Raw genomic sequence first — 26,398 nt, forward strand, 5'->3', positions numbered from 1 at the left:
CGGTCACAGTCGATGATGGGATTGGCCCCGTGGACGACCAGATCCGGCACCCCCTCGCGTACGCCCGCACGCTTCGCGGCTGGTCCCAGAGCGACCTTGCGGCCCGCATCCACCACGCTGCCAGGAGCCGGCCCGAGGGCCTTCGCTCAGGCACGGACAAGGCCGCCGTCAGCAAGTGGGAGAACTGGCGCAAGACGCCCAGCATTGAATCCCAGCTCCTGATCGCCGAAGCCTTCGACGTCCCGATCGCCGACCTGGAAGCCTTCGAGTGGCCTCATTGGCTGCCGGGGCAGGAGCAGCCGGTGCCGCTCGGAGCGGCATTCTCCGTCTTCGCCCTTCGAGATGCACAGAGAGCCGCAATGGACCATCGCCGCCGCACCTTCATGACCTTCAGCGCGTTCGCGCTGGCCGGGCTCTCCACTCAGTGGGCCGCCCTCGAACCCGACCGGCTCACCACCACCCTGAACGGCAAGCACGTCGACGCCGAATTGGTCGACTGGCTGGAGGACACCAGCGCCGAGCTGACTGCCCTGCCCACCGAACAGCGCCAGCACACCGCGAAGCTGATGGACGCGCAGCTCGACACGGTGACCGACCTGTTGGAACAAGGCCGGTACACCGAACCCGTCGGTCGGCGTCTGCACCTCCTCGCCGCCTCCCTGGCCAGCACCTGCGGCTGGCACCGCTTCGACCAGGGCCGGCATCACGCGGCGGGCAAGCTCTGGAACGCGGCCCTCACCAACGCGCACGTCGCCCATGACCGCGACCTCGGCGCCGGTGTCCTCTCCGACTTCGCCTACCAGTCCATCTGGCTGACCCGGCCCGACGCCGCCGTCGAGCCACTCAGCCAGGCCCTCATTCACACGCGCCACCCCACTGCCCGCTCCCTGCTTCACCTCCGCCGGGCCCGCGCCCATGCCGCCCTCGGCGCCGCCGCCGACTGTCATCGCGACCTCGCGGCCGCCGAGACCGCCCTGCTGACCGACAGCCCCGACCCGGCTCCCGCCTGGTGCCGGTGGATGAGCAGCGGACCTCGCCGTCGATTCCGGCCAGTGCATGCTCGACCTCGGCCGCACCGGCGAGGCTCACGCCCGCATCGACGAAGGCATGAGTCTGCTGCCACGCTCCCGCGACAAGACCCGAGGCATTTTCCTGACCTATGAGGCCCGGAGCCTGCTACAGGCGCGCGACGTCGAGCAGGCTCTCGTTGTGACGAACCAATCTCTCGACCTCGCCACCCGGATCGGTGCCGACCGGTGCGTCACTTTGGTGCGTGAACTCGCCCCGGCGTTCAAGCCCTACCACCAGGTTGACGGCGTTGCCGACCTCATGGACCGCCTTGGGGTCGACTGAGCCGGTGGGCCGGGGCTCCGTCTGTCAGCGGCCGGCCGGACGTCCCCGTGGCCGGCCGACTTCCGAACGGCCCCGGTCGGACGCTGCGCCGACCGGGGCCGTTCGGGATCAGATGTCGCCGAGCGGCACCTCGGGGTCCGCCAGGCGGGCCGGGTCGACCACGCGGCCGGAGCGGATCAGGGTGCGGATCGGGTCGGTGACGTCCCAGACGTTGACATTCATACCGGCCAGGACCTTCCCCTCACTCAGCCAGAAGGCGATGAACTCGCGGGTGGCCGGGTCTCCCCGGAACACCACCCGGTCGTAGCCGCCGGGCTCGACCCAGCCGACGTACTCCATGCCGAGGTCGTACTGGTCGGAGAAGAAGTAGGGGACACGGTCGTACACCGCGTCCTCGCCGAGCATCGCGCGGGCCGCCGTCTGGGGCTGGTTGACGGCGTTGGCCCAGTGCTCGACCCGGATGTGCCGCCCCAGCAGCGGGTGGTAGGCGTTGGCGACGTCGCCCGCCGCGTGGATGTCCGGGTCCGAGGTGCGCAGGTGCTCGTCGGTCTTGACGCCGTTCTCCACCTCCAGCCCGGCGGCCTCGGCGAGTTCGGTGTCCGGGGAGATGCCGACGCCGACCACGACCGCGTCCGCCGGGACCGTCGCGCCGTCCGCCAGCCGGACGCCGGTGACCCGGCCGTCCGCGCCGGTCAGTTCGGCGACCTGCGCCCCGAACCGCAGGTCCACCCCGTGGGCGCGGTGCAGATCGGCGAAGACCTGCGCCACCTCGCGGCCCAGCACCCGGAGCAACGGCAGTTCGGCCGCCTCCAGCACCGTCACCTCGGCGCCCGCCGTCCGTGCCGCGGCCGTCGTCTCCAGGCCGATCCAGCCCGCGCCGATCACCACGATCCGGGCCCCCGGCCGGAACTCCTTGCGGATCCGGTCGCTGTCCTCCACCCGGCGCAGGTAGTGCACGCCCTCGAAGTCCCCACCCGGAACCGGCAGTCGGCGCGGAACCGAGCCGGTGGTCAGCAGCAGCTTGGCGTACTCCACCCGCCCGTCGTCGGACAGCGTCACCGTGTGCGCGGCGGGGTCGATCGACACCACCCGGGTGCCGAGGCGCAGCGTCACGTCGTGCTCCGCGTACCACTGCGGCGGGTGGACGTAGATCTTCTCCCGGGAACTCTTGCCCTGCAGATAGCCCTTGGAGAGCGGCGGGCGCTCGTACGGGCGCTCGTGCTCCTCGCCGATCAGCGTGATGCCGCCGGTGTACCCGGCCTCGCGCAGCGCCTGCGCCGCCTTCGCGCCGCCGAGGGAGGCGCCGACGATCACGATGGGACGCCGCCGCCCCGCGCCGTCGGTGCCCGTACTGTCCGTGGCCATGCTGAACTCCTCGCTCTGCGGCGGAAACCACGGACAGCCTGCCGCCGGCCGGCGGGTGTGTCGAGACGGCGTCCGGCGCGCCGCCCCGACTCCCCCGAACGGGTGACAGAGCCCGGGGGACGGGGTGGGGGAGGGCTCAGGGCGTCATCGCGTCCCGGACCAGGGCGGTGTCCGTGAACTGCTCGAACCGCACGATCCGCCCGCCGCGCACCGTGAAGTGATGTGCCACCCGCACGTTCAGCGGTCGCCGGGTGGCCTTGTGCACCGCCGTGTAGCGGGCCAGCACCACCACTTCTTCGCCGCTGACCACGTACCGGTCGTCGTGCGCCGTCCAGTCCTCCCAGTCGGCGGCCAGCCGGTCCATCACCCCGCCCGTGACGCCCTTCGGCGTCCGGTAGGTGCCGGCCAGCGGGAAGCCCGCCATCTCCGTCCACTCCACGTCCTCGGCGAGCGTCGCCCGCAGCGCGGCCAGGTCGCCCCGCGCCGAGGCGAGGTACTGGCGGCGGACCACGTCCGCCGGGGCGTCCGACTCGGCGAACGCGGCCGCGGACCTCGGAATCTCGATCATCGCGCTCAGCCCCAGACCAGCTCGCCCTTGGCGACCTTCGTCCCGAGGTCGACCGCCAGCGGCATGCCGAGACCGGGGAACCGGTGCTCCAGCGCCTCCCGGGCCGAGGCCGCGTCCGGCGCCCGGCCGACCTCGGTCTCGAAGGCCCGCAGGTAGTCGCGGGTGTGGTCGATCGAGGAGGGGTCGGTGGGCGCGTCCGCCGTCCGGTGCCCGGCCACCACGAACGCCGGATCGAGGGCCGCCATGCCGTCCAGCAGGTCGATCCAGGCCGCGCGCTGCTCCGGCGTCGGGGTGTCGGCCGTCCACACGTGCAGGCCCTGGAACAGCAGCACCCCGCCGAACAGCGCGCGGTGGTGGTGCTGCCAGAGGTAGTGCCGGTCCGGCAGGTGGAAGTCGGCGCCGCGCAGCTCGAAGCGGTGGCCCTCGAAGACCAGCTCGTCGCCGGGCAGCACCTCCGGGAGGACCAGCCGGGTCGGCAGCTCGGGGCCCAGGTGCGCCCAGGCGCGGAGCTTGGGCTCGAAGGTCTCCTGGATGTGCTCGACGGTCGACGCGGTGGCCAGGAACCGGGCCTCCGGGAAGGCGTCCCGCACCTCCTGGGCGCCGAAGTAGAAGTCCGGGTCACCGTGGCTGACGAAGACCGTGGTCAGCCGCTTGCCGGTGGCCCGGACCCGCTCCACCAGCCGCCGGCCGTCGGACCGGGTGAACCCGGCGTCCACCAGCAGTGCGTCCTGGGGGCCGGTGACCAGCACCGAGGTCTTGTTGAGCGAGCTGTCCGGGCTGTCGATGACCTCGAAGTCGAGGGCGCTCATGGATGGTGTCCTTCCTCGCGGCCGGGCGCGTCGTCCTGCGTACCGGGTGTCCATGCCGGGCGGGCCGGAGTGGGTACGTCGGGCGTGCCGGGTGCGCACGCCTTGCCGCCCAGCATCGGCGACCCGACGCACACCCGCACCCGGGGACGACGCCCGCCCGTGCCCGGCGAAGGTGGCCGGCGGTTCACCCGCGCGGTCGGAGCCGGACCACCGCGACGGAGGAGAGCAAGGTGGCACCGGCGAGTACGGGCCAGAGCGCGCCGGGGCCGACGGCCAGCAGCGCGGTGAGCGCCGCCGGGGCGAGGGCACGGCCGACGCCCATCGACAGCTCCCAGCGCGCCAGCGCCCGGCCGAGCAGGTGCGGCGGGGCGGTCGCGGCCACCAGCGCCGTCCCCGAGCCGGAGTAGAGGATCTCGCCGAGCGTGTACAGCACCGAGACCGCTGCCACCGTGCCGGCCGCGGCGGTGCCGCCGAGCCCTCCGGCCGCCCAGAAGCCCAGGTAGGAGGCGGCGAGCGCGACCCCGCCGGCGGCCAGCACGGTGTGCCGCGACCGTTCGCCGAGCCGGAGCACCACGGCCAGCTGGAGGGTGATCACCAGCACGGTGTTGCCGACGAAGATTCCGGAGGACCAGGCCGCGGAGGCGTGCAGGTGCAGCACCAGCATGGCCGGCAGCGCCACCTCCAGGACGTCGAAGGTGAAGGCGAAGGGGAGGTTGGCGAGGCTGAGCAGGGTGATCCGGCGCAGTGCCGGATCGGCCGAGGCCGAGGCGGAGGCGGTGGCGGGGGCAGTGGTCGCGGTGGACGTCCGGGGCTGCGGGGCTTCGGTCGCCGGTGCGGTGACCCGGAGTGAGTGCACCAGCCCCGCCGCCAGCAGGCAGGCGGCCGCCGTGATTCCGGCGAGCAGCTTGAGCGTCCCCGTGCCGCCCGCCACCGCCAGCGTCGCCAGCAGCGCGCCCGCGCCCAGCCCGGCGTTGCGCAGCGTCCGCCCGGCGGCCAGGGCGGCGTCCCGGGTGCGGCCCTCGGTGAGCGTCGACACCACGGCCGCGTGGGTGGCGGGCCAGGACTGACTGCCCACGCCGAGCAGGACCGCCGCCGCCGTGAACCCGGCGACCCCGTCGGCCAGCAGCAGCGCCACCGACCCGGCGGCCCGGACCAGCAGCGTCGCGGCGGCGGGCAGGCTGCGCGCGCCGAGGTCGATCCACCGGCCGGTCAGCGGAAGCACCAGCAGCCCCGCGACCATGCCGGCGGACATCGCCAGGCCCGCCGTCCCGGGGTCCAGCGCGAGGACGCCGATGCCGTAGAGGAGCAGGAACGGCCGCAGCAGTCCGGTGCCGAGGGCGTCCACCAGCAGGGCGGCGGCGTAGCGGGGTCCGCCGGCGGCGGTCAGCAGGCGGAGCAGCGCGGCCGGTCCGCTCCGGGGACGTTCGACGACGGGGGAGGAGGGGGACGCGGGGGAGGCGGGTCCGGGGACGGGGGACGGGGCGTCGGGCTGCCGCTTCGGGCTCTGGATCAGGCTCATGGCCGGTACCGTCCGCCCGCACCCGGCCCGTACGCACGTCGATTGACGAGTCCCGTCAATCGACGCGGGGCCGGGTCGTCGCGGGTGACAGGATCGGGGCGTGAGCCTGACCATCGACATCTCCGGCCTGCCCGACGAGCGGCTGCTCTTCACACCCTCGCCGCTGGCCGAACTCAGCGCCATGCTGCACGTGCTCGCCGAACCGGCGCACCACCCCGAGCTGCACGGCTGGGCGGCGAGCACCACGGCCACCGTGCCGCCGGCACTCGCCGAACGCCTCACCGAGGCGGAGTTCCTCTGGCGCTCCTCGCGGGCCGACTTCCTGGTCCCCGGCATCCCCGGCGCCACCCTCGCCCAGGAGCTCGACGCCGTCGACCGGATCGACGACGAGCAGTACGTCCGGGCCGCGCTCGTGACCGCCTGCGGCGTCTCCCGGCTGGCGCACCGGACCGCCTCGCCGCTCACCGACCCGGAGGCGCAGGAACGGGCCCGGGAGCTGGCGCTCGCGCGCGGCCCCCGGCAGGCGGACTTCGCCGACCGGCTGCTCACGGACCCGCCCGCCGTCCGGGCCCTGGTCCGGCGGTTGCTGGAGGACTGCGCGGACGCCTTCTTCGCCGACGCCTGGCGCCGGGTGCTGCCAGAACTCGCCGCCGACGCCCGCCACAAGACCGACCTGCTGGTGCGGCACGGCGCGGTCGAGGCGCTGGCCGCCGTCTCCTCCTCGATCCTCCTGGAGGACGCGGGCGAGGGACGGCGCCGGATCGTCGTCGACAAGCTCCAGGACAACACCACCAGTGCGACCGGCGCGGGAGGTGCCACCTTCATCCCGACCGCGTTCGGCCGACCGCACCTGCTGGTGGTGTCCGCGACCGGCTGGCGCCCGGTGGTGCAGTACCCCGTGGCCGCGCCGGGTGTGCCCGAGCCGGTCTCGCTCGCGCTGGTCCAGCAGCGGCTGGAGGCGCTCGCCCACCCCGTCCGGCTCCGGCTCGCCCGCACCATCGCGCGGGGCCCGCACACCACCGGCGAACTGGCGGCCGCCTGGCAGCTGAGCGCCCCCGAGGTGTCCCGGCACCTGGCGGTGCTGCGCCGGGCCGGGCTGCTGACCACCCATCGGCGCGGGCGCTACATGCTGTACCAGCTGGACCTGCAGGTCGGCGCCCGGCTGGGCACCGACCTGCTGGAGGCGGTGCTGCGGTGACGGGCCGCGCCGACGGGGAACACCGGCCCGGCCGAGCGCGTTCGTGCGGGCATGACCACTGACGCCACTTCCGCCGCTGACACCGCTCCCGCCGCTCCCGAGGTCCTCCGCTACGCCGCCTTCGCCACCGACCCCGCCGGTGGGAACCCGGCGGGCGTGGTGCTCGACGCCTCCGGCCTGACCGCCGAGCGGATGCTGGCGATCGCGGCCGAGGTCGGCTACTCCGAGACGGCGTTCCTGATCCCCGACCCGGTCGCCGGGGAGTACGCCGTCCGCTACTTCAGCCCACTGGTCGAGGTGCCGTTCTGCGGCCACGCCACCGTCGCCTCCGCCGTGGCCCTCGCCGAGCGGATCGGCCCCGGCCGCTACCTCTACCGGACCGCGGCGGGCGAGGTGCCGGTCGAGGTGACGGCGGACGCGGACGGCGGCCTGCGGGCCACCCTCACCAGTGTCGAGCCGCGGGTCGAGGAGGCCGACGCGGCGGACGTCGAGGAGGCGCTCGCCCTGCTGGGCTGGGTGGCCGAGGACCTCGATCCCGCACTGCCGCCCCGCTACGCCTACGCGGGCGCCCGCCACCTCGTCCTCGCCGCCGGGACGCGCGACCGGCTGGCCCGGCTCGACTACGACTTCGACGGGCTCGCCGCCTTCATGACGGCCCGGGACCTCGTCACCTTCCAGCTGGTGTGGCGGGCGGCCCCCGACGTCTTCCACGTCCGCGACCCGTTCCCGGTCGGCGGGGTGGTCGAGGACCCGGCCACCGGCGCGGCGGCGGCCGCGTTCGGCGCTTACCTCCGCGACCTCGATCCGGCTGCCCCGGCCGTGCTCACCCTCCACCAGGGCGAGGACCTGGGCCGTCCGGGCACCCTCCAGGTCGATCTGGGCAGTGCGGCGCCTCGGGTCCGGGTCTCCGGCGCGGGGGTCGCGATCGGCCAGGAGAATTCCGGCTCCTGACTGTTGAGGGAGAGTCAGGCGGGGGCGGGCCGGGGGCTCGGCGGTGGGTTAGTGCGAGCCGAGAATATGGTGGTGTGAAGAGATCTTTGTAGGCCCTATGCTTCGTGCGTTCACGATGTCTTCGCACGAAGCAAGGTCTGCCTGGATGAAGCTTCCCAAGGTGTCCGCCGTGGTCGCGGCCGCCGTCCTGGCCCCCGCCGTCCTCTTCCCGTCGTCGGCCTCCGCCGCCGACGCCCCCCGGCCCACCGGGGCCTCCGGGGCGGACACCGCCGCCGACAAGCCGGACGGCTCCGGAACCCAGGAGGAGCAGGACCGGGCGGAGATCGAGCGGCTGCTCGCCGACAAGGCCAGCGGCGTGTCCGTGCGCGAGGCCGCCGAGAAGGCGCTCGCCGCCGGGACCGCCGCCGCGCTGCGGGAGTTCCTGACCACCGGCCTCCAGAACGCCCGCCACATCGACTACCGGGTGGACACGTTCCGGATCCTCGGCGTCGGTGGCCCGGCGGTGAAGAAGGCCGCAGAGGCCGCGCTGCGGGGTTCCTACGAGGACATCGTCAAGTTCCTCAAGGAGGGCCAGTACGTGGCCCGCGCGCAGGACGACCGGGCGGAGATCGAGGCGATCCTGACGGACCTCCCGGCTTGGTCGAAGGTGCGGGAGGAGGGCGGCAAGGCGCTGGCCGTCGGGACTCCCGCCGCGCTGCGGAAGTTTCTGACGGAGGATCTCCAGGGCTTCCGTCACACCGACTACCGGGTCAGGACCGCCCAGATCATGGGTGTAGGCGGCCCGGCCGTGCGGAAGGCGGGCGAGGCCGCCCTCTTCGGGACGTACGAAGAGATCGCCGCGTTCGTCGAGAAGGGCCAGTACACGGCCAGGGCCGAGGACGACCGGACGGAGATCTCGCGGCTGCTCGCCGACCCGGCGACCGGCCGGGGCGTGCGGGAGACGGGCCAGAAGGCGCTGGACGCCGGTACGCCCGCCGCGCTGCGGCACTTCCTGGAGGTCGAGCTCCCCGTCCAGCGTGAGCACGACGCCCGGGTGGCGCTCAGCCAGATCATGGCCAAGGGCGGTCCGGCGGTGTACAAGGCCGCGTCGGCCGCCATGGACGGCAGCTACGCCGACGTGGTCAAGTTCCTCCAGGAGACCCAGTACACGGCCCGCGCCGAGGACAACCGGGCGCAGGTTTCGGAGATCGCCGCGACGGGTGGTGCGGCCGTCAAGAAGGCCGCGCTCGCCGCGCTGAACGGCAACGACCAGGCGGTCGCGACCTTCCTCATCGAGGGCTGGGCCAAGGCGCAGGCCGAGGACGAGGCCGCGGCCAAGGCCGGTACCGGGCCGACGGCCGGTCCGACCGAGCAGCCGGCGGGCGCCCCGGCGGCGCAGACCGGCCAGAGTGCCACCGGCGGCCAGGTCGTCCAGGCGGCTGTCACCACCACCACCGGTAAGGGCACCGGCACCGCCGCCGTCACCCGGACCACCACCGGCACCACCGTGACCGCCGGTTCCGGCCAGCTCGCGGCCACCGGCACCGAGGGCCTCGGCCTGGAGGCCGGCGGCGCCGCCGCGGCACTCGCCGCGGGTGCGGCGCTGGTCGTGGTGTCCCGCCGCCGTCGCTCCGCCGAGGGCTGACGGTCCCGAGCCCCGCGCATCCCGACCCCCGGCCACCGCACAGGCGGCCGGGGGTCGGGTGCGTTCCCGCCGCCCCCGGAGCCCGACGGACCGGGCGCGGTCTCAGCCCAGCTGCTCCGCCAGCGCGAGGACGATCCCGCTCGGTCCGCGGAGGTAGCAGAGCAGGTAGCTGTCCTCGAACCGCGTCACCTCGCCGACGAGTTCGGCGCCGTGCGGGCGGAGGCGGGCCAGGGTGTCCTGGAGGTCGTCGACGGCGAACATGACGCGGTGCAGGCCCAGGGTGTTCGCCGGGGAGGGCCGCGGCTCGGGGACGATCGCCTCCGGACTGTGGTACTTCGCCAGTTCGAGCCGGCCGGGGGCGCCCGGGATCCGCATCATGGCGATCTCGCTCCGCATGCCCCGGAGCCCGACGACGTCTCCCGCCCAGCTCCCCTCGATCGGCATCCGGCCCTCCAGCTCCAGGCCGAGTTCGGTGAAGAAGGCAACGGCGGCGTCGAGGTCGTCGACGACGATGCCGACGTTGTCCATGCGCTGAATCGTCATGTTCCCGAGGGTAGGGGCCGGGTCCGACGACGTCGGTGAACCGGCTGTGTCGCCGGGGCCCGCGCCTCCGGCCGGGAAAATGGGTCGCGCGGACGGGGTGGGTGGGGGACCCTGCGTGGGTGGATCAAGAAACAGGTCGGACAGCTGCCGTCCATCTCACCCATGACGGCGACTACCTGGGGGAGCTCGGACCCTTCGCGCTGACGGACCCGTGGTGGTCGTCGGTCGGCACGCTCACCGAGCGCCTCGCGGCGGAGGCCGGGGTGCCGGTGGCGGTGCTGCGGCTGGTCGGGGCGACGGGCGGCGAGGGTTGCTCGGGCGGGCGGACGGTGTACCACGCCGAGGCGTTGGAGCAGCCGGTGGACCGGGCACCGCGGCCGGCCGGACCGGAGGTGGACGCGCTGCTGGGCCCGGCCGAGCGGCGGGCCGGGTGGGCCACGCCCGCCGGGCTGCGGGCGGCGCTCGACTGGGCGCAGCGGGCGCTGACGGCCGCCGGGCGTCCGGTCACCGGGCCGGCCGAGCAGGTGCGGACGTGGAACCTCTCCGGGGTGTTCCGGCTGCCCACGGCCGCCGGACCGGCCTGGCTGAAGGTGATCGACCCGGCTTTCAACGCGTCCGAGGCGGAGGCGATCGCGCTGTTCGGCGCCACCGGCCCGGCGCTGCTGCCAACGGTGCTCGCCGCCGACCCGGCGCGGGGGCGGGTGCTGCTCGACGACGTCCCGGGCGAGGACTGCTGGGGTCCCTCGGCCGAGGAGGTGGCGCTGGCGGTGACGGGGCTGGTCACCGCCCAGGTGGCGCTGGCCGCCGACAGCCGGGCCGCCTCGGCCGGACTGCCCGACCGCACCCCGCGCGCGGTGGCCGCCGCCGCCCCGGGGCTGATCGACCGGCTGGCCGCGACGGCCGAGCTGACGGGCGAGGAGCTGGCCGCCGCCCGGGCGCTGGCCGCGCGACTGCCGGAGCTGGCCGGGGAGCTCGCCGCCTGCGGACTGCCCGAGACGGTGGTGCACGGCGACTTCCACCCCGGGAACTGGCGCTCCGACGGCTCCGGGCTGGTGGTCATCGACTTCGCCGACACCTGCCTCGGTCACCCGGTGACGGACGGGCTGCGCCCGCGCGGCTTCGTGGACGGGGAGCGCTGGGCGCAGACGGCCGAGGAGTGGGCGCGGGCCTGGCGCGAGCGGGTGCCGGGGTGCGCGCCGGAACGGGCGCTGGAGCTGGCCGGGCCGCTGGTGCACTTCGGCTACGCGCTGCGGTACCAGGAGTTCCTGGACCACATCGAGGACAGTGAGCGCCCGTACCACGAGGGTGATCCGGCGGACGAGGTCCGGCGGGCGCTGGCGGCGGCGGGCTGACCGCCCGGGCCCGGAGCGGTCGGCGCCGCGCCGGACGGGGCGCGGCGCCGAGAGCGTGCGGGTGGTTCAGCGGGCCGGGCCGTTCGGCCGGTTCGGCCGGCCGGGCAGTCCGGGCGGTTCAGCCCGTCGGGTCGATCCGGCGGCCGTCCCCGACCCCGTACAGGGAGAGCGCCTCGACCGGGCAGAAGTCGACCGCGTCGGCCAGTTCCGCGGTCAGCGGTTCACCGGCGGCGCCGGTCGGCTGCTCGCGCACCGGCCGGGCGAGCCCGTCGGCGCCGAGCGCCAGCGAAGCGGGCGCGGTGGCCGCGCACATGCCCGAGCCGATGCAGCGGTCCCGGTCCACCTGGACGATGACCACCACCGGCGCGGCTCCGGTGACCCCCTGACCCGCCGTCCCCCGGCCGGACACCCCCTGCCCCGTCACCAGGCGACCCGCAGCTGCTGCGGGCTGCGGGTGAGCAGGCCGCGCCGCCAGTCGATCGCGTCCGCCGGCCCGGCGAGCCGCAGCGAGGGCAGCCGGCGGGCCAGCCGGTGCAGGGCGAGCTCCAGCTCCATCCGGGCCAGCCAGGCCCCGAGGCAGTGGTGCGGCCCGGCGCCGAAGGTGTACATCGGTGCGGCGAGCGGGGAGAACAGCTCGGTCAGCAGGTCGCCGGTGAACACCTCGGGGTCGGTGTTGGCGGCGCCGGTGTCGGCGGCGACCACGCTCCCGGCCGGGATCCGCACCCCGCCGATGTCGAGGTCCTCGACGGCCCGCCGCAGCAGTCCGGGCAGGACGTCGGAGTCGCCGAGCGGGACGGCGCGCAGCAGCTGTTCGGTGGCGGCCGCGGCGCTCTGCTCGTCCGAGGCGAGCTGCTGCCAGGCGTCGTGCCCGTCGCTGAGCAGGTAGACCAGGGCGTTGCCGAGCGAGGTCATGGTGGTCTCGTGCCCGGCCACCACCAGGCCGATGACGAGCGTGACGATCTGCTCCTCGGTGATCCCGGGGGTGTCGGCGGCGGCCGCGAGCAGGCTGCTGACGAGATCGTCGCCGGGCGCGGCACGGCGTTCGGCGATCACCTCGGCGCCGAAGCCGGCGAACTCGGTCATCGCGGTGCGGATCGCCTCGGCCGAGTACGCGGTGGCGGACAGGGCGTGGTCGCTCCAGTGTTCGAGGCGCTTGCTGTCGAGTCCGTCGAGGCCCATCAGCCGGCTGATCACGGCGACCGGCAGCTGACGGGTGTAGCCGGCCACGATGTCGGTGGGCGAGCCCCGGTCGATCAGCTCGTCGATCAGGCCCTCGACGACGGAGGCGACCCAGGGGCGCCAGCGGGCGATCGCGCGCGGGGTGAAGGCGCGCTGCACGGTGCGGCGCAGCCGCTGGTGCTCGGCGCCGTCGATGTTGAGCATCGAGGCCGGGTCGTCGAGCAGGTTCGGGGTGAGCGAGACGGGCGGGGCACCGGGGGCGTGCAGCGGCGCGCGTCCCAGGCGCGGGTCGGTCAGCACCTGCCGGACGTCGGCGTGCCGGCTGACCAGCCAGACGGGGGTGCCGGTCGGAAGGGCGGCCAGCCGGGGCGGGCCGGGTTCGAGCAGCCGCAGGCAGTGCAGCGGCGGCAGGACGGCCTGGGCGGCGGGGCCGGGGGCGGTGGCGGTACCGGCACGGGTGGCACTGTTCTCGGCGGACATCCGTACTCCAGACTCCAGGGCGGTGGCCGCGCGGAGGGCGGCCGACGGGGGGTGGATCCGGGCGGTGCGCGGGGAAGGGCGGCGTGGTCGACGGCGTGCCGAGTAGGCCGGGTTCGCTACGACCGTACGTGGGCGACGGGCCACAGTCAGCGACGATTCCAGCCAACGCAGGGGTGGGGAGGGCGCGGTGAGGGCGCGGCGGTACTGACGGGCGCTCAACGGTGTCCGCGCGCCCCGCCGCGCGCCCGGGAGCGGCCCGGCCGGGCGGTGAGGGGGATCACCAGGGGTGTTCCCGGGCCGCCCGCCGCGGCGGACGCTAGGCTGCGTGGGCGAGTCACCGGACTCGCGTCGACGCAGGTCACGCCGGTGCGCAGGGGCACCGGCCGACGGAGGTGGATCGGATGGCCCAGCAGGTCAAGGCAGTCGTCGCACGCGCGAAGGGCGCGCCCGTGGAGGTGACGACGATCGTCGTACCCGACCCCGGGCCGGGCGAGGCGGTGGTGCGGATCCAAGCCTGCGGCGTGTGCCACACCGATCTGCACTACCGCGAGGGCGGGATCAACGACGAGTTCCCCTTCCTGCTCGGCCACGAGGCCGCGGGCGTCGTGGAGACGGTCGGCGAGGGCGTCACCGAGGTCGCGCCCGGCGACTTCGTGGTCCTCAACTGGCGCGCGGTCTGCGGCCAGTGCCGCGCCTGTGAGCGCGGGCGTCCGCAGTACTGCTTCAACACCCACAACGCCAAGCAGAAGATGACGCTGCTGGACGGCACCGAGCTGTCCCCGGCCCTGGGCATCGGCGCGTTCGCCGAGAAGACCCTGGTCGCCGCCGGCCAGTGCACCAAGGTGGACCCGGCCGCCGACCCGGCCGTCGCCGGACTGCTCGGCTGCGGCGTGATGGCGGGCATCGGCGCCGCGATCAACACCGGCAACGTCGGCCGGGGCGACACGGTCGCCGTGATCGGCTGCGGCGGGGTCGGCGGGGCGGCTGTGCTGGGCTCCCGGCTGGCCGGCGCGGCGAAGATCATCGCGGTGGACATCGACGACCGCAAGCTCGCCACCGCCCGCAAGCTCGGTGCCACCCACACCGTCAACTCGACCGCCACCGACGCGGTCGAGGCGATCCGCGAACTGACCGGCGGGCACGGCGCTGACGTCGTGGTCGAGGCGGTCGGCCGCCCGGAGACCTACCAGCAGGCGTTCTACGCCCGCGACCTGGCCGGCACCGTCGTCCTGGTCGGCGTCCCGACGCCGGAGATGCGGCTGGAGCTCCCGCTGCTCGACGTGTTCGGGCGCGGCGGCGCGCTCAAGTCCTCCTGGTACGGGGACTGCCTGCCCTCGCGGGACTTCCCGATGCTGATCGACCTCTACCTCCAGGACCGACTGGACCTCGGCGCGTTCGTCAGCGAGACCATCGAACTCGACGCGGTGGAGCAGGCGTTCGAGCGCATGCACCATGGCGACGTGCTCCGTTCGGTGGTGGTCCTGTGAGCACCGGCGCCCTCCGGATCGACCGGCTCGTCACCGCCGGCACCTTCGAACTCGACGGCGGCAGCTGGGAGGTGGAGAACAACGTCTGGATCGTCGGCGACGACGCCGAGGCCGTGGTGATCGACGCGGCCCACGACGCCGCGGCGATCGAGGCGGCGCTCGGCGGGCGCCGGCTGCTCGCCGTCGTCTCCACCCACGCCCACAACGACCACATCGACGCCGCCCCCGCGCTCGCCGAGCGCGCCGGCGCGCCGATCCTGCTGCACCCGGACGACCTGCCGCTGTGGAAGCTCACCCACCCCGACCGGCTGCCGGACGGCGAACTGGCCGACGGCCAGCGGATCGAGGTCGCCGGTACGGCGCTGACCGTCCTGCACACCCCGGGCCACGCGCCGGGCGCGGTCTGCCTGTACGCCCCGGAGCTGGGCACCGTGTTCACCGGTGACACCCTCTTCCACGGCGGCCCCGGAGCCACCGGCCGGTCCTTCTCGCACTTCCCGACCATCATCGACTCGATCCGGGAGCGCCTGCTGACCCTGCCCCCGGAGACGGTGGTCCGCACCGGCCACGGCGACCCGACCACCATCGGCGCCGAGGGCCCGGCCCTGCCGGAGTGGATCGCCCGAGGGCACTGAGGACACCCGCGCGTACCCGGTTCCGGGGCCCGGCTCCGACACCGGTGTCCGGGCCCGGACGTGGGACGCGAGCCCGGGCCCGGCGGCCGTCCGCCGGGCCCGGCGACGTACGATCGCGGGCATGGCCCATGATCCCCGCGCGCTCGACGACGCCTTCCTCGCCTTCTGGCGGGAGCGGCACATCGCCACCCTGACCACCCTGCGCCCGGACGGGTCGCCGCACGTGGTGCCGGTGGGGGTGACCTTCGACCCGGAGACCGGGATCGCGCGGGTGATCAGCAGCCGGACCAGCCGGAAGGTGCGGAACGTGCTGGAGGCCGGGGCGGAGGGCCAGCGGGTCGCGGTCTGCCAGGTGGACCGGGCGCGCTGGTCGACGCTGGAGGGCGTGGCCGTGGTCCGGCAGGAGCCGGCCGAGGTGGCCGAGGCGGAGCGCAGGTACGCCGAGCGCTACCGCGAGCCCCGGGTGAATCCGGACCGGGTGGTCGTCGAGATCACGGTGGACCGGGTGCTCGGGCGGGCCTGAGCGGACCCCGGCGCGCCCGGTGGACGGGGTTCCGTTCGGCCGGGTGCCCTCCGTTTATCCGGCGTTGATCGTCGTCGCCTAGCGTCGGGGCATGATCGAGGGAACGAGGGGCGGCCGGGGCACGCGGACCCCGGCCGAGGGCGGCCGGATGACGGCCGAGGACACGGACCGGTTCCGGGTGCTGCTGGCCCGGCTGGAGGACTCGCTGGCGGCCGACCGCCGCGCCACGCCGGTGATGACGGTGCCGCCGGTCGTGACGGCGGCCGCGACCACCATCGGGGCGCCGAGACCGGCGGTGGGCCGCGATGGGTGAGCGCCGTCCGGCGGACCACCGCCCGGTGGGCCGCCGCCCGGCCGCGCGGGTCGAGGTGCTGCCGCTGTGGCAGCGCGGCGCCCGGACGGCCGAACCCGCCCGGAACGCCGTGCCCGGACCGCTACTTGGCGAAGCGGACCTCGGGGAAGGCGCGCGAGGGCCGGTCGAGCAGCGGGGCCGGGCGGCCCAGCAGGTGCCGGTCGAGGAACGCGCCGAGGTAGGCGCGGGTGGCGGCGAGCGCGCGGTCGCCCCGGACGGTGCCGAAGAGCCCGGGCCCGGAGTCGGCCGGTAGCTGGTCGCGGCTGCCGAGAGCGTCCACCACCCAGTGCTCGTCGGAGAACGAGAGGTGTCCGGCGGTCGGCAGGTCCACCCAGTACCGGGGACCGCCGAGCCGCTTCCAGGTGTCCTCCCAGTTCCCGGTGGCCTCCGGGGAGCCGCCGAGCTGGGCGCTGAACAACAGCACGGGGCGGGAGCGGAGGCCGGTGGGCGGGATCCAGACGGAGCCGTCCAGGTTCGCGGCGGCGCGGATCCGGCGGTCCTCGGCCATCGCCTCCAGGGCGGCCGCGCCGCCGAGCGAGTGGCCCGCCGCGGCGATCCGGCCCGGGTCGACGGCGAGCCCGCGGACCGGGCCGCGCCCGCCGGGGGCGGCGAGCCGGTCGATCACGAACCGCAGGTCGGCCGCCCGGGCCCGGGACGATTTCGCGCCGAAGTCCGGGTCGGTCCCCTCCTGCCCGCAGGCCAGGCAGGGCTCGATCCGCCCGCCGGGGAACTCCACCGAGGTTTCGTAGGTGTGGTCGACGGCGGCCACCGCGTAGCCCCGGGCGGCGAGTTCCTCGCCGAGCGCGGTGAGGGTGGTGCGGCTGAGGCCGAAGCCGGGGGAGAGCAGGACCAGCGGATGGCGCCCCGGCTCGGGCCTGGCCCCGGCCACGGCACCGGTCCGTACCCCGGCCGGTTCGCTCGTGCCGTACAGGGCGGTGGACAACTCCGCTGACAGGTAGGGCGCGTGGGCGCCGCGGGCGGAGTCGGCCGGGTACCAGAAGGTGACCATCAGCTCGCGGGTCGGGGTGTCCGGGCGCCAGGGGTCGGGCCGGTCCCGGTCGACCAGGCGCGCCGAGGTCGTCCCGACCGGCCGGCGGGTGCTGGTGGCCGGCACCCGGGGGCCGGAGGCATCGGGTGCGGCGGTGGCGTCCGCGGTGGGGGAGGCGGCGGTGGCGGCCGGGGCGGAGGCGGCGGCCGGGCCGGCGAGGGCCAGTACCAGGGCGGTGGAGGCGATCGGCAGGGCGGCGGAACGCCACCGGACGGTCTTCGACATGACGCCACGTTAGGGAGGGGGCACGCTCCGGCGCGTCGCCCCGTCGGGGGACGGCGGATACGCCGCGAGGCGGAGCCGGCCGGGCCGGGGACACGCCGTCGGACCGGGTCCGGCTCCACCTGGGGGAGCTGTGGCCCCGCGCTCCCGCGGCCCCGGGCTCGACGGTGGTCGGCTCCGGTGGTGGCCGGTCGGGAGCTCGCGGTGGTGGCCGGTCGGTCTCGATTCGGTCACGGCGCGTCCCATTGGTCGGCCCTTGGGGGGACTGTGGTGATTGATCTTGGTCGCGGGGGAGGCCGATCTCCTTCATCATTCTGTCCAGACGCGACGAGCGGCCGGGTGCGGATGGCACCCGTTGCCGATGGTGCGGTTCCTGTTGCCGGTGTGTCCGGCCCTGCGGGACCGCCACCGCGTCGAGTCCGACGAGCGGCCGGGTGCGGATGGCACCCGTTGCCGATGGTGCGGTTCCTGTTGCCGGTGCGTCCGGCCCTGCGGGACCGCCACCGCGTCGGACCGTCCCGCGAGGAACTCCCCCGGCAGTGCTGTCACACCGGGCGCGTGCCGCGGGTCAGTGAAGCGTCGACCCACGAGTCACCGGGCGGGAGCGCTCGATCCGCCTCCCGCCGTCCTTCCACCTGAACGAGGTACCACCATGTCTGTCGCCCACGTCGTGCTCGCCGTCGTCAGCGCCCTCTGGGTCGGCTTCTCCGGCGTCTCGCTGGCCCGCCGGGCCGAGTTCGTCACCCAGCCGCTGGTCGACTACGGCGTGCCCCGCGCGTGGTGGAGCTGGCTCGCCGCGGCGAAGCTCGCCGGTGCCGCCGGCCTGCTGGTCGGCCTCGCGGTCCCGGCGATCGGTGTCGCCGCCGCGGTCGGTCTGATCCTCTACTTCGCCGGGGCCGTGCTGACCAATGTCCGGGCCCGCTCGTTCAGGACCGTGCCCTTCCCGCTGCTCTACCTCGTGCCCGTCGCCGTCACCCTGGGCGTCGGCCTCGCGGCCTGACGCCGCGTTCGGGCACCGCTCCGGTCGCCGCCGGGTCCGGAGCAGTGCCCCGGACCCGGCGTCAGGCTTCCGTCGGCCGGAAGGGCCTCAGCAGTCGCAGCCGCAGTCGCAGCCGTCACAACCGTCGCAGCAGCCGCAGTCGTTGCAGCACTGGGCGTTCTCGCCGCAGCACTGGCAGCCGTCGCAGCAGTCCCCGCAGTCGCAGCACTCGTTGCGGGCGCAGAAGCCCTCGCGGCGCTCGCCCGTGAACGGGTGGTTGTGCTCGCAGCACAGCAGCTGGCAGGTGCAGCCCATCAGGGCCCAGGCGGCGCAACCGGCCAGCAGATTACGGCGGTTGGGCGGCGGCGCGCCGGGCGGGGTGAAGCCCGGGCCCTGCGGCACCCAGGGCGGGACGGGCGCGCCCGGGCCCTGCGGCGGGGTCCGGTCCGGCTCGTGCCGCGGCGGGGCCTGGTACGGGTTGGAGCCGGTCGGGCCCTGGTGCGCCTGGCCGTGCGGCGGGTGGCCGGCCGACGGCGCTCCGGGCTCGTGCCCGACCCGGCAGGCGGCGTGGCCGGGCCGGCCGAAGACCCGCTCGACGGCCCGCTCGGTCTCGTGGGCGAGCAGGATGTGCACCAGCGCCCGGTCCGCGAGCTCGACGTCCCGCAGGGCCAGCCGGATGCCGTGCACGGCGTCCCGGCACAGGCGTTCGGCCTCGGCGCGCTCGGTGCCGGTGGCGTCGAGCGGGTTCCACGCGCCGCTCGCGGCGTCGGCCTCCTGGTCCTCGGCGGCGTCCAGCAGGTGCGCCAGCCGTCCGAACAGCCGCCCGGCCTCGGCCAGCGGAGCCTCGTTCCCCGGCCGTCCGGCCAGGACGGCGGTGTGCGCGAAAGCGGCGGCGGTGGCGGTCTCGGTGGGCTCGGTGACCAGCAGCACCGAGCCGCCGGCCGGCAGTTCGCGCTCCAGCTCGCCCTGGCGGGCGGCCGCGTCCAGCAGGACCGAGGTGTCGAAGCCGACCACCGAGGCGCTGCCCGCGCTCTTGCGGTCCCAGCGCCGGGTGACCGCCCGCGCGCCGACCGCGACCGGGCGCCGGGCGAACACGCCGTCCTGGTCCTCGACGTGGTCGCGGATCTTCACCGAGGCGAGCGCCAGCGAGACGGCGGCCGCCAGCCGGGCGCCCTCGCCCCGCGCGACCGAGGCCGTCCGCATGCCGCGCAGCGGACACGGCCCGGCGGTCCGACGTCCGGCGCCGTCGGCGGTGTGCCCGGCGTCGGCCTGGGCCTCGACCAGCACCGAGATGATCAGCCCGTCGTAGTTGGTGGCGGTCCGCGCCAACTGCCCGTGGTCGTCGCGCAGGGCCAGGCAGAGGCCGCAGAGATGGGCCATCCAGCTCGCCTGGAGCCGCTCCGAGAGCCGATGGCGGCAGGGTCTGATGATGCCGAACATGTGGTTCCCCCGTGTTTTGCCTGGGCCACCCGGCCCTCGATCGCGGACATCATATGATCGACAGACCGTTCTTCCGGAACCGACAACGGGCCCCCGGGCCCGCCGGGCCCGGTCCGTCGGGGCGCGGACGAAAACCGGGCGCCCGGTGTTTATTCGTTGTCCATTCGCTCCTGTCATCATTCCGTCCGCACGTCGCCGAGTGAACCGGCCTGCCAGGAAAGCCGGTTGGCGAACCGATTCGCGGAGGACCCCCCTTGACCCGAGACCTGTCCCCGGCCGAGCAACAGGTGCTGGCCTCGATCACCGCCCGGATCGACGCGATCGTCGCTCTCGGCACCGTGACGGAGCTGACCGCGACCACGGTGCTGAACGGCCCCGGAGCCGCCCCCGACTACCACGCCTTCCATCAGCGCTTCGCCCGGCTGGGCCAACGGATGCGCGAGGTCACGTTCGTGGTGCGGGACGACCTGCCCGCCACGATGGGGGCGAACACGGTGATCACCAACGGGGCGGTCCCGTCGGTGCGGGAGATCCAGCTCCGCCCGAGCCTGGTCGGCCCGGGCACCCGGGGCCTCACCAACCGCGTCCTCACCCTGGTGCACGAGCTGTCCCACAGCCTCGACGAGGGTGTCGGGAACCACCCGGTCAAGGACTACGCGTACCGCGGCGGCTGGGCCTGGACGTACCTGTCCGCCGAGTTGGCCCGCAACAACGCCGACACCTACGCGGCCGCCGCCGCGCTGCTCGTCGAGCGGAGCGAGAACGCCTGGGGCGAGTACCAGAAGTTCGGGCAGCTGGTGGCCCGGCGCGGGCTGCTGGCGAAGCGGTCGGGGACCACCACTCTCGGTGGCGCGCTGGCCTGGCTCGACATCATGGTCAACCGGGCCTGGGTCCGCGCCTCGGACTGCGAGGGGTTCGCCCGGACCACCTTCAGCGAGGAGAAGTGGACGACCAAGCCCGAGTGGTCCGACTGGAAGCGCTACGCCCGGCTGCTCGCCCTGGAGAACCAACTGGTCTCCTGGGGGTACATCGCCCAGCGGACCGTGCGCGACGGCGTCGCCGTACTGCTTCCCAAGGACCAGGCCGTGGTGGCCAAGCTGTTCCCGTACCTCAGCGAGCTCAAGCACGCGTTGGACCGGATCGTTCCGGTCCTGGCCGAGGGCAGCGGCCGGATCACCTTCGACGCCGCCTCCGGCGCCCTGCGGATCCCGCGCGGCACGGTCGACTGCGCGCCGCTGGCGCTCGCCGAACTCCTGCTGGACGCCGTGATCGAGGGCACCGCCGGTCTGGCGGAGGCGAAGCCCTTCGCCCAGCGGGCGCGGGAACTCGTCCGCGCCCTGGTCGACCAGGACCGGGAGGTGGAGGGACAGGGGATCGCCACGCTCCGGAGCGTCTTCGCGGCCGTGCCGGCCGTTCAGCCGAGCGTCGCGGGGTGGGCCGCCCTGGCGGTCGAGCTCGATGCCGTCGTCCTCAGCGACATGCGGTTCCGCTGGGAGCGCCTGGCGAAGGGCACCCCCGCCGTTCTCGCGCTGCCGGACGAGCCGGACGGGCACGTCCTGATCGGTCTCGCCGCGTACTTCGCCGAGGACGTCGAGGTGCTCGGCGCCGTCCACGGCCGCACGCCGGTCCCGCGGGACGACATCAGGGAACTGGCGGCCGCGATCAAGCAGACGGCCCTGCACGTCACCAAGGTCCACCCGGGCCAACGGCCGGAGTTCGAAAAGCTGCGCGCCCGCGTGGAGGCCCTGGCCTGACGCCGGTCGTCGCAGGACTGCCGGTCGAAGCCTGCCGGTCGTCCGAGTTCCGAGTACTGCCGGTCGACGTCCGCCGACAGCACGCCGCCCCGCCGCGACCCCCGGCGGGGCGGCGTGCTGTCGAGGGTGGGACCCGGCCCGGCGAACGACCCTGCGCCGGGCCGGGTGGCTGTCGGGGCTTCGGGGTGCCAGGAGTGTCGGGCGAACGCCAAGTCAGCGCCATGGAAGGAACAGCGGTCGAGGCCCACGATGGTCCGGGACGTCGACGCGCCCGGCCGGGACCGCCCCGGTCGGGCCGCGCCGGTTCCGACCTGTCGCCGAACCCGGCCGGGGACAGCTGTCGCACCGCGAAGCACAGGCCGACACGGCCGGGCCTCTGGGGGATGTGTGCTGACTGTCAACTTCGGTGTCCCGGATCTCGCCCGTACCCGGTTCGTCGTCTCGCCGATGGACCACGTCCTGACCGCCGTGGCCGGATCCCCCGCCTGGGCCGGCACCCGCCGCGCCCGCTGGCGGACGCGGATGCGCGGACGAGTACCGTACAGCGCCGCACCGCTGCTCGACGTGGTCGGTGCCTGCGGTGCCGGGGTCCCGGACTTTCTGGTGACCCGCCTGCCGGACGCCGCGCCCGGTGGCCCGCCGGGCACCGACCGGCAGCTCGCCGACGAACTCGACGCCCTGACGGCCGTCACCCCGGCCGAGCTGCGGCGGGCCCTCTCCGGATACGGCGCCGGGCGGGGGACGCCCCGGATCGTGGTCGAACTCCGCGACGGCGACACCCGCCAACTGCGCCGGATCGCCGACGGCGCCCGGGCCCTGTTCCGGGCCTGCCTCGCCGAGGACTGGTCCGACATCCGGCGCCATCTGCGCACGGACGTCGCCCATCGCGCCCACCTCTGCGGCGAGGCCGGGATCGGGGCCATGCTCGGAGGGCTCCACCACCGCGCCGGCTGGCAGGAGGACGGGGTGCTCCGGTGCGCGGTGGGCGGACCGGACCGGATCGTCGACCTGGACGGTGGCGGCCTGGAGCTGCGCCCGAACTTCTTCGTCCAGGACGGCGCCGTCCTGGTGCCGGGCCGGCCGGCGGTGCTGATCCACCCGACCACCGGACCGGCGGACGAACGCGGACCGGGCACGGCCGATCCGCTGACCGGCCTGATCGGCCCGGCGCGCGCCCGCGTCCTCCGGGCCGTCGGGCTGGCACCCTGCAGCACCACCGAACTCGCGGCCCGCCTCGGTGTCGGTCTGTCCACCGCGAGCGCCCACGCCACCGCCCTGCGGACGACCGGGGTGATCACCACCCAGCGTCAGGGGCGTCAGGTCCGCCATCTCCTGGCACCACTCGGGCGCGCCCTGCTGATGGCGGGCAGCTGATGGCGGTCGGCTGATGGCGGTCGGCCGATGGCGGTCGGCCGATGGCGGACCGGTGGGCCGACGGGCGGGTCGGCCACCGCGCTCGGTGGCGGACCGGCCCCGGCCGCGCGGGGCGACCGGGGCCGGCGGACCCGGGAGGGGCCGGGTCAGTTGAGGGGGCCGCAGCTGAGGCTGCCCTGCGGCGTGCCGTTGTAGAACCGCTGGACGCACGCCTTCATGCTGTGGCCCGGACCGTCGTAGAACCACGGCGACTGGTTCCCGCTGCCGGTGGGAGGGGCGTAGCTCCAGATCACGTTGCCGTTGTCGTAGACCGTGAAGCGACACCAGTAGGGGTCGCTCGCCGAGTTCTGGGTCGGGTTGTTCGCCATCTCGTCGTGCCAGGCGCCGTTGACCCAGTGCAGTTCGATCTTCTCGACGGCCTGGCACGACCCCGAGCCGATCGGGAAGCTGCCCTCGGCGGCGAACGCCTGGCCGGGGCTGAGGGTGAGGGTGGCGCCGAGTCCCAGCGTGGCCACGGCGAGCAGACGGGCGGCACGGGCGGAGAGCATGGGCGGTCCTTTCGGGACAGGAACAGGAACAGGAACGAGGACTGGATCACCTGCGGGTGGCGGGCACCCACGGGGCGTCCGGCAGCAGTTCACCGCCGGTGCGGCCGGCGCGGCCAGCTGTTCGCCCCCGGGGCGAAGGGTCGGCCCCGGCTCGCCTCGCCTCCGCCCGGGTACAGGGCTCCGGCCCAGGGAATTCCCGAATCCGGGATAGCATCACGGATATGGGAATCGACACGGCCGCCGACGAGCGGCTGGCGGAGCGACTCGCCGAATTGCGGGTCGAACGCGGCTGGACACTGGAGGAGTTGGCCCGGCGGGCGGACGTCAGCCGCTCGACGCTGTCCCGCGTCGAGCGCGCCGAGGTGAGTCCGACGGCGGCGCTGCTCGGGCGGCTCTGCGCCGTCTACGGACGAAGCATGTCGCGGCTGCTCGCCGAGGTGGAGGCCGCGCCCGCACGGCTCGTGCGGGCCGGGGACCAGCGGGTCTGGTGCGACGAGGCGACCGGTTACGTCCGGCGCTCCGTCTCGCCGCCGCACGGCTCGCTGCGGGCCGAGGTGATCGAGGGACGGCTCCCGGCCGGCGCCGTCATCGCCTACGACAAGCCCGACGACACCGGCCGGGAGCACCACCTCTGGGTACTGGACGGCCTGCTGTCGATGACCGTCGACGGCACGGAGCACCTGCTGGAGGCCGGGGACTGCCTGCGGTTCACCGCCGAGACCAGCCGCTTCCACTGCCCCGGCCCGGCCGGCGCCCGGTACGCGCTGGTGGTGGTCGAACCGTGAGCGCGACCGGCGCGATACCGGCGCCGCCGGTCAAGGAGCGCTTCGACGCGGCCGGGCGGCGGGTGCTGCTCGTCTGCGTCGCCGGCGGCTTCACCACCCTCATCGACCAGTCGGTGCTCAACACCGCGATCCCCGCGCTGCGCGAGTCGCTGCACGCCCAGCCCGCGCACCTGCAGTGGATCGTCGCCGGCTACTCGCTGGCGTTCGGCCTGGCCCTGATCCCCGGCGGCCGGCTCGGCGACGTGCGCGGCCGCAAGTGGTTCTTCGTCGGCGGCCTCGCCCTGTTCACCGTCGTCAGCCTGCTCTCCGCCACCGTCACCGAGCCCTGGGTGCTGGTCGCCGCCCGGCTGCTCCAGGGCGCCGGCGCCGGACTGGTGAACTCCCAGATGATCGGCACCCTCCAGGACGTCTTCCAGGGCCAGCTGCGGGCCCGCGCGCTCGGGATGTACGCCGTGACCGGCGGCCTCGCCTTCGCCCTCGGCCCGCCGATCGGCGGCGCGGTGCTCGCCGCCGTCGGACCGGAACAGGGCTGGCGGATCACCTTCCTGCTCAACGTGCCGTTCGGGCTGGTCACCCTGCTGCTGGCGGTCCGCCACCTGCCGCGCCCGCGCCCCAGCGCCCGGCACGCCGACCTCGACCTGGTCGGACTGCTGCTCGTCGCCGCGTTGACCCTGGCGCTGATGCTGCCGTTCGTCCAGCCCCCCGGCTGGGTCGGCTGGCTCGGGTTCGCCGCCGTGGCGGCGGCCCTGCTCGGCGCCCTGGCCCGGTGGCAGCGCCGCTACGCCCGGCGCGGCGGTCACCCGCTGATCCACCCGGCGCTGACCCGTTCCGCGCCGTACGCGCTGGGGACGGCGGTGGCGATGGCGCAGTTCGGCTCCTCGATGGCCGCCGGACTGGTGCTCACGATGTTCCTCCAGGACGGGCTCGGCCTCTCGCCGATGGGCGCGGCCCTGGTCGCGCTGCCGTCGGCGGTCGCGATGGGCTTCGCCTCGGCCTTCGCCTGGCGGGTCGTCCAGCGCTTCGGCCGACGGACCGTCACCGCGGGCATGGCCGGCTCGGCGCTGGTGATGCTCGCGGGCGGCCTGGTCGCGCGCTGGGCGCCGACCGGTCCGCTGCCCTGGCTGCTCGCGCTGCTCCAGCTGCTGGGCGGCGCCTCGGTCGGGCTGATGGCGGCCTCCAACCAGGCGTTCGTGCTGCGGCACGCGCCGGCCGAGGCGGCCGGGGTGAGCGGGGCGATCCTGCAGATGGCACAGCGGATCGCGGCGGCGGTCAGCGTCTCGGCGCTGTCCGGCGTCTATCTGCGGGCGACCGGCGGGGGCGGCGGGCACCGGGCGGCGTACGCGTGGGCGAGCGGTGTCTGCGCGGCGGTGGCGGCGCTGGCGGTGGTCGCCTCGGTGCTGGCGGGGCGGGCGTCGGCCCGGGAAGCGGCGCGGGAGGCCGCGGCGGCGGGGGAGGCCGCGGCCGCGGCGGGCGGAGCGGCGGCGGGCGGCTCCGTTCGGGAGACCACGCCGACGGGTTGAGTGCAGACGCGTTGAGCGCCGACGGGTGGAGCGCCGACGCGTTGAGCGCTGGGCGAACACCCGGCCGGGCCCGGCCGGGCGCGGTCTACGGTGGCCGGTATGACCCAACCCCTGATGGTCGACCTGCCGGGTCTCTCCCTCGCCTGCCGGGAGAGCGGCCCGGCCGACGGCCCGCCGCTTGTCCTGCTGCACGCGCTCGGCGAGCGGGCCACCGACTGGGACGCGGTGCTCCCCGATCTCGCCCCCCGGCACCGCGTGCACGCCCTCGACCTGCGCGGCCACGGCGACAGCGGCCGCCCCGGCCGGTACAGCCTGGAGGCGATGCGGGACGACGTGCTCGCCCTGCTCGACGCGCACGGCCTGGACCGGGTCGACCTGGTCGGTCACTCGCTGGGTGGTGCGGTCGCCTACCTGGTCGCTCAGGAACGGCCCGGGCGGATCGGCCGGCTGGTCCTGGAGGACGTCCCCGCCCCGCGTCCGCGCCCCGCGAGCCCGGTGGCCGACGCCCCGGCGGCGCCCGTCGACTTCGACTGGGCGGTGGTCCGGGCGGTCAAGGGACAGATCGACCGGCCGGACCCGCGCTGGCTGGAGCGGATGAGCGCGATCACCGCCCCCACCCTGCTGGTCGCGGGCGGCCCGACCAGCCACGTTCCCCAGTCCGGCGCGGCCGAACTGGCCCGGCTGATCCCGGACTGCCGCCTGGTGACCATCGACGCCGGCCACCTCGTCCACCGCACCGACCCGACCGGCTTCGTCGCCGCGGTGGCTCCCTTCCTCGCCCCCTGAGGTC

The 26,398-nt window shown here is 75.0% G+C and carries 26 protein-coding genes; 16 read left to right on the top strand and 10 right to left on the bottom strand.

The genetic code is table 11. The features are described 5' to 3' along the window. Nucleotides 1-29 precede the first annotated feature (29 nt). Together ACIQ9P_RS05760 and ACIQ9P_RS05765 are read left to right on the top strand one after the other, a co-directional pair. Nucleotides 30-1,163, top strand: coding sequence for a helix-turn-helix transcriptional regulator (locus ACIQ9P_RS05760; protein ID WP_402350254.1), 1,134 nt, complete (start codon nt 30-32; stop codon nt 1,161-1,163). 46 nt (nt 1,164-1,209) lie between these two features. After that, nucleotides 1,210-1,353, top strand: coding sequence for a hypothetical protein (locus tag ACIQ9P_RS05765; RefSeq protein WP_402350257.1), 144 nt, complete (start codon nt 1,210-1,212; stop codon nt 1,351-1,353). Between the two features lie 108 nt (nt 1,354-1,461). On the opposite strand, the gene ACIQ9P_RS05770 is transcribed toward ACIQ9P_RS05765, so the two are convergent. The 4 genes from ACIQ9P_RS05770 to ACIQ9P_RS05785 all read right to left on the bottom strand — a co-directional run bounded on the left by ACIQ9P_RS05770 (nt 1,462) and on the right by ACIQ9P_RS05785 (nt 5,614). Next, the gene (locus tag ACIQ9P_RS05770; RefSeq protein ID WP_402350260.1) at nt 1,462-2,718 is read right to left on the bottom strand and encodes an NAD(P)/FAD-dependent oxidoreductase; all 1,257 of its coding nucleotides are present in this window, start codon (nt 2,716-2,718) and stop codon (nt 1,462-1,464) included. Between the two features lie 136 nt (nt 2,719-2,854). Continuing rightward, nucleotides 2,855-3,286, bottom strand: coding sequence for a nuclear transport factor 2 family protein (locus ACIQ9P_RS05775; RefSeq protein ID WP_402350263.1), 432 nt, complete (start codon nt 3,284-3,286; stop codon nt 2,855-2,857). A gap of 5 nt (nt 3,287-3,291) precedes the next feature. After that, on the bottom strand, nt 3,292-4,095 hold the full coding sequence (locus ACIQ9P_RS05780; RefSeq protein WP_402350266.1) for an MBL fold metallo-hydrolase: 804 nt from the start codon (nt 4,093-4,095) through the stop codon (nt 3,292-3,294). 184 nt (nt 4,096-4,279) lie between these two features. After that, a complete protein-coding gene (locus ACIQ9P_RS05785; protein ID WP_402350269.1) occupies nt 4,280-5,614 on the bottom strand; it encodes an MFS transporter in 1,335 nt (444 codons plus the stop codon). A gap of 100 nt (nt 5,615-5,714) precedes the next feature. On the opposite strand from ACIQ9P_RS05785, the gene ACIQ9P_RS05790 reads away from it, so the two are divergent. The 3 genes from ACIQ9P_RS05790 (at nt 5,715) to ACIQ9P_RS05800 (ending at nt 9,387) form a co-directional block, all read left to right on the top strand. Then, on the top strand, nt 5,715-6,812 hold the full coding sequence (locus tag ACIQ9P_RS05790; RefSeq protein WP_402350272.1) for a DUF5937 family protein: 1,098 nt from the start codon (nt 5,715-5,717) through the stop codon (nt 6,810-6,812). 51 nt (nt 6,813-6,863) lie between these two features. Continuing rightward, entirely contained in the window at nt 6,864-7,763 is a 900-nt protein-coding gene (locus ACIQ9P_RS05795; protein WP_402350275.1) for a PhzF family phenazine biosynthesis protein, read from the top strand. Between the two features lie 145 nt (nt 7,764-7,908). After that, nucleotides 7,909-9,387: an ALF repeat-containing protein gene (locus tag ACIQ9P_RS05800; RefSeq protein ID WP_402350278.1), complete on the top strand. Its 1,479-nt coding sequence runs from the start codon at nt 7,909-7,911 to the stop codon at nt 9,385-9,387. Between the two features lie 102 nt (nt 9,388-9,489). Here ACIQ9P_RS05800 and ACIQ9P_RS05805 read toward each other — a convergent pair whose 3' ends face one another. Further along, nucleotides 9,490-9,930: a VOC family protein gene (locus ACIQ9P_RS05805; protein ID WP_402350281.1), complete on the bottom strand. Its 441-nt coding sequence runs from the start codon at nt 9,928-9,930 to the stop codon at nt 9,490-9,492. Nucleotides 9,931-10,049: 119 nt separating this feature from the next. Here ACIQ9P_RS05805 and ACIQ9P_RS05810 point away from each other — a divergent pair, with 119 nt between their 5' ends. Next, nucleotides 10,050-11,282 carry an aminoglycoside phosphotransferase family protein gene (locus ACIQ9P_RS05810; RefSeq protein WP_402350284.1) on the top strand — a complete coding sequence of 411 codons (1,233 nt, stop codon included), beginning with the start codon at nt 10,050-10,052 and terminating at the stop codon, nt 11,280-11,282. Nucleotides 11,283-11,400: 118 nt separating this feature from the next. On the opposite strand, the gene ACIQ9P_RS05815 is transcribed toward ACIQ9P_RS05810, so the two are convergent. Further along, entirely contained in the window at nt 11,401-11,643 is a 243-nt protein-coding gene (locus tag ACIQ9P_RS05815; RefSeq protein ID WP_402350287.1) for a ferredoxin, read from the bottom strand. Between the two features lie 59 nt (nt 11,644-11,702). Then, nucleotides 11,703-12,941 (bottom strand): cytochrome P450, encoded by a 1,239-nt coding sequence (locus tag ACIQ9P_RS05820; protein WP_402350289.1) that lies wholly within the window; start codon nt 12,939-12,941, stop codon nt 11,703-11,705. 401 nt (nt 12,942-13,342) lie between these two features. On the opposite strand from ACIQ9P_RS05820, the gene ACIQ9P_RS05825 reads away from it, so the two are divergent. The 4 genes from ACIQ9P_RS05825 (at nt 13,343) to ACIQ9P_RS05840 (ending at nt 15,899) form a co-directional block, all read left to right on the top strand. Further along, a complete protein-coding gene (locus ACIQ9P_RS05825) occupies nt 13,343-14,428 on the top strand; it encodes an S-(hydroxymethyl)mycothiol dehydrogenase (protein WP_402350292.1) in 1,086 nt (361 codons plus the stop codon). Then, nucleotides 14,425-15,063, top strand: a complete 639-nt coding sequence (locus ACIQ9P_RS05830; protein WP_402350295.1) for an MBL fold metallo-hydrolase — start codon at nt 14,425-14,427, stop codon at nt 15,061-15,063. The genes ACIQ9P_RS05825 and ACIQ9P_RS05830 overlap by 4 nt, the downstream gene beginning before the upstream one ends. Before the next feature lie 121 nt (nt 15,064-15,184). Further along, entirely contained in the window at nt 15,185-15,586 is a 402-nt protein-coding gene (locus tag ACIQ9P_RS05835; RefSeq protein ID WP_402350298.1) for a pyridoxamine 5'-phosphate oxidase family protein, read from the top strand. A 91-nt stretch (nt 15,587-15,677) separates the two neighbouring features. Beyond that, nucleotides 15,678-15,899 carry a hypothetical protein gene (locus ACIQ9P_RS05840; RefSeq protein ID WP_402350301.1) on the top strand — a complete coding sequence of 74 codons (222 nt, stop codon included), beginning with the start codon at nt 15,678-15,680 and terminating at the stop codon, nt 15,897-15,899. A gap of 121 nt (nt 15,900-16,020) precedes the next feature. Here ACIQ9P_RS05840 and ACIQ9P_RS05845 read toward each other — a convergent pair whose 3' ends face one another. Further along, on the bottom strand, nt 16,021-17,211 hold the full coding sequence (locus ACIQ9P_RS05845; protein WP_402350304.1) for an alpha/beta hydrolase family protein: 1,191 nt from the start codon (nt 17,209-17,211) through the stop codon (nt 16,021-16,023). A 649-nt stretch (nt 17,212-17,860) separates the two neighbouring features. On the opposite strand from ACIQ9P_RS05845, the gene ACIQ9P_RS05850 reads away from it, so the two are divergent. Next, a complete protein-coding gene (locus ACIQ9P_RS05850) occupies nt 17,861-18,208 on the top strand; it encodes a DoxX family protein (protein ID WP_402350307.1) in 348 nt (115 codons plus the stop codon). Between the two features lie 87 nt (nt 18,209-18,295). On the opposite strand, the gene ACIQ9P_RS05855 is transcribed toward ACIQ9P_RS05850, so the two are convergent. Beyond that, nucleotides 18,296-19,627: a DUF5685 family protein gene (locus tag ACIQ9P_RS05855; protein WP_402350310.1), complete on the bottom strand. Its 1,332-nt coding sequence runs from the start codon at nt 19,625-19,627 to the stop codon at nt 18,296-18,298. Nucleotides 19,628-19,881: 254 nt separating this feature from the next. On the opposite strand from ACIQ9P_RS05855, the gene ACIQ9P_RS05860 reads away from it, so the two are divergent. Further along, the gene (locus ACIQ9P_RS05860) at nt 19,882-21,381 is read left to right on the top strand and encodes a hypothetical protein (protein ID WP_402350311.1); all 1,500 of its coding nucleotides are present in this window, start codon (nt 19,882-19,884) and stop codon (nt 21,379-21,381) included. Between the two features lie 387 nt (nt 21,382-21,768). Next, nucleotides 21,769-22,755 (top strand): ArsR/SmtB family transcription factor, encoded by a 987-nt coding sequence (locus ACIQ9P_RS05865; protein ID WP_402350314.1) that lies wholly within the window; start codon nt 21,769-21,771, stop codon nt 22,753-22,755. 146 nt (nt 22,756-22,901) lie between these two features. On the opposite strand, the gene ACIQ9P_RS05870 is transcribed toward ACIQ9P_RS05865, so the two are convergent. Further along, nucleotides 22,902-23,303 carry a hypothetical protein gene (locus ACIQ9P_RS05870; protein WP_402350317.1) on the bottom strand — a complete coding sequence of 134 codons (402 nt, stop codon included), beginning with the start codon at nt 23,301-23,303 and terminating at the stop codon, nt 22,902-22,904. Between the two features lie 221 nt (nt 23,304-23,524). Here ACIQ9P_RS05870 and ACIQ9P_RS05875 point away from each other — a divergent pair, with 221 nt between their 5' ends. The 3 genes from ACIQ9P_RS05875 (at nt 23,525) to ACIQ9P_RS05885 (ending at nt 26,394) form a co-directional block, all read left to right on the top strand. After that, nucleotides 23,525-24,088 (top strand): helix-turn-helix domain-containing protein, encoded by a 564-nt coding sequence (locus ACIQ9P_RS05875; protein ID WP_402350320.1) that lies wholly within the window; start codon nt 23,525-23,527, stop codon nt 24,086-24,088. Continuing rightward, nucleotides 24,085-25,608: an MFS transporter gene (locus ACIQ9P_RS05880; RefSeq protein WP_402350323.1), complete on the top strand. Its 1,524-nt coding sequence runs from the start codon at nt 24,085-24,087 to the stop codon at nt 25,606-25,608. Before ACIQ9P_RS05875 ends, ACIQ9P_RS05880 begins: the two co-directional genes overlap by 4 nt. Before the next feature lie 99 nt (nt 25,609-25,707). Next, entirely contained in the window at nt 25,708-26,394 is a 687-nt protein-coding gene (locus tag ACIQ9P_RS05885) for an alpha/beta fold hydrolase (RefSeq protein ID WP_402350326.1), read from the top strand. The last annotated feature ends 4 nt before the right edge of the window (nt 26,395-26,398 follow it).

It is taken from the genome of Kitasatospora sp. NPDC094019, from assembly GCF_044764505.1.
In the GTDB taxonomy this organism is placed as follows: domain Bacteria; phylum Actinomycetota; class Actinomycetes; order Streptomycetales; family Streptomycetaceae; genus Kitasatospora.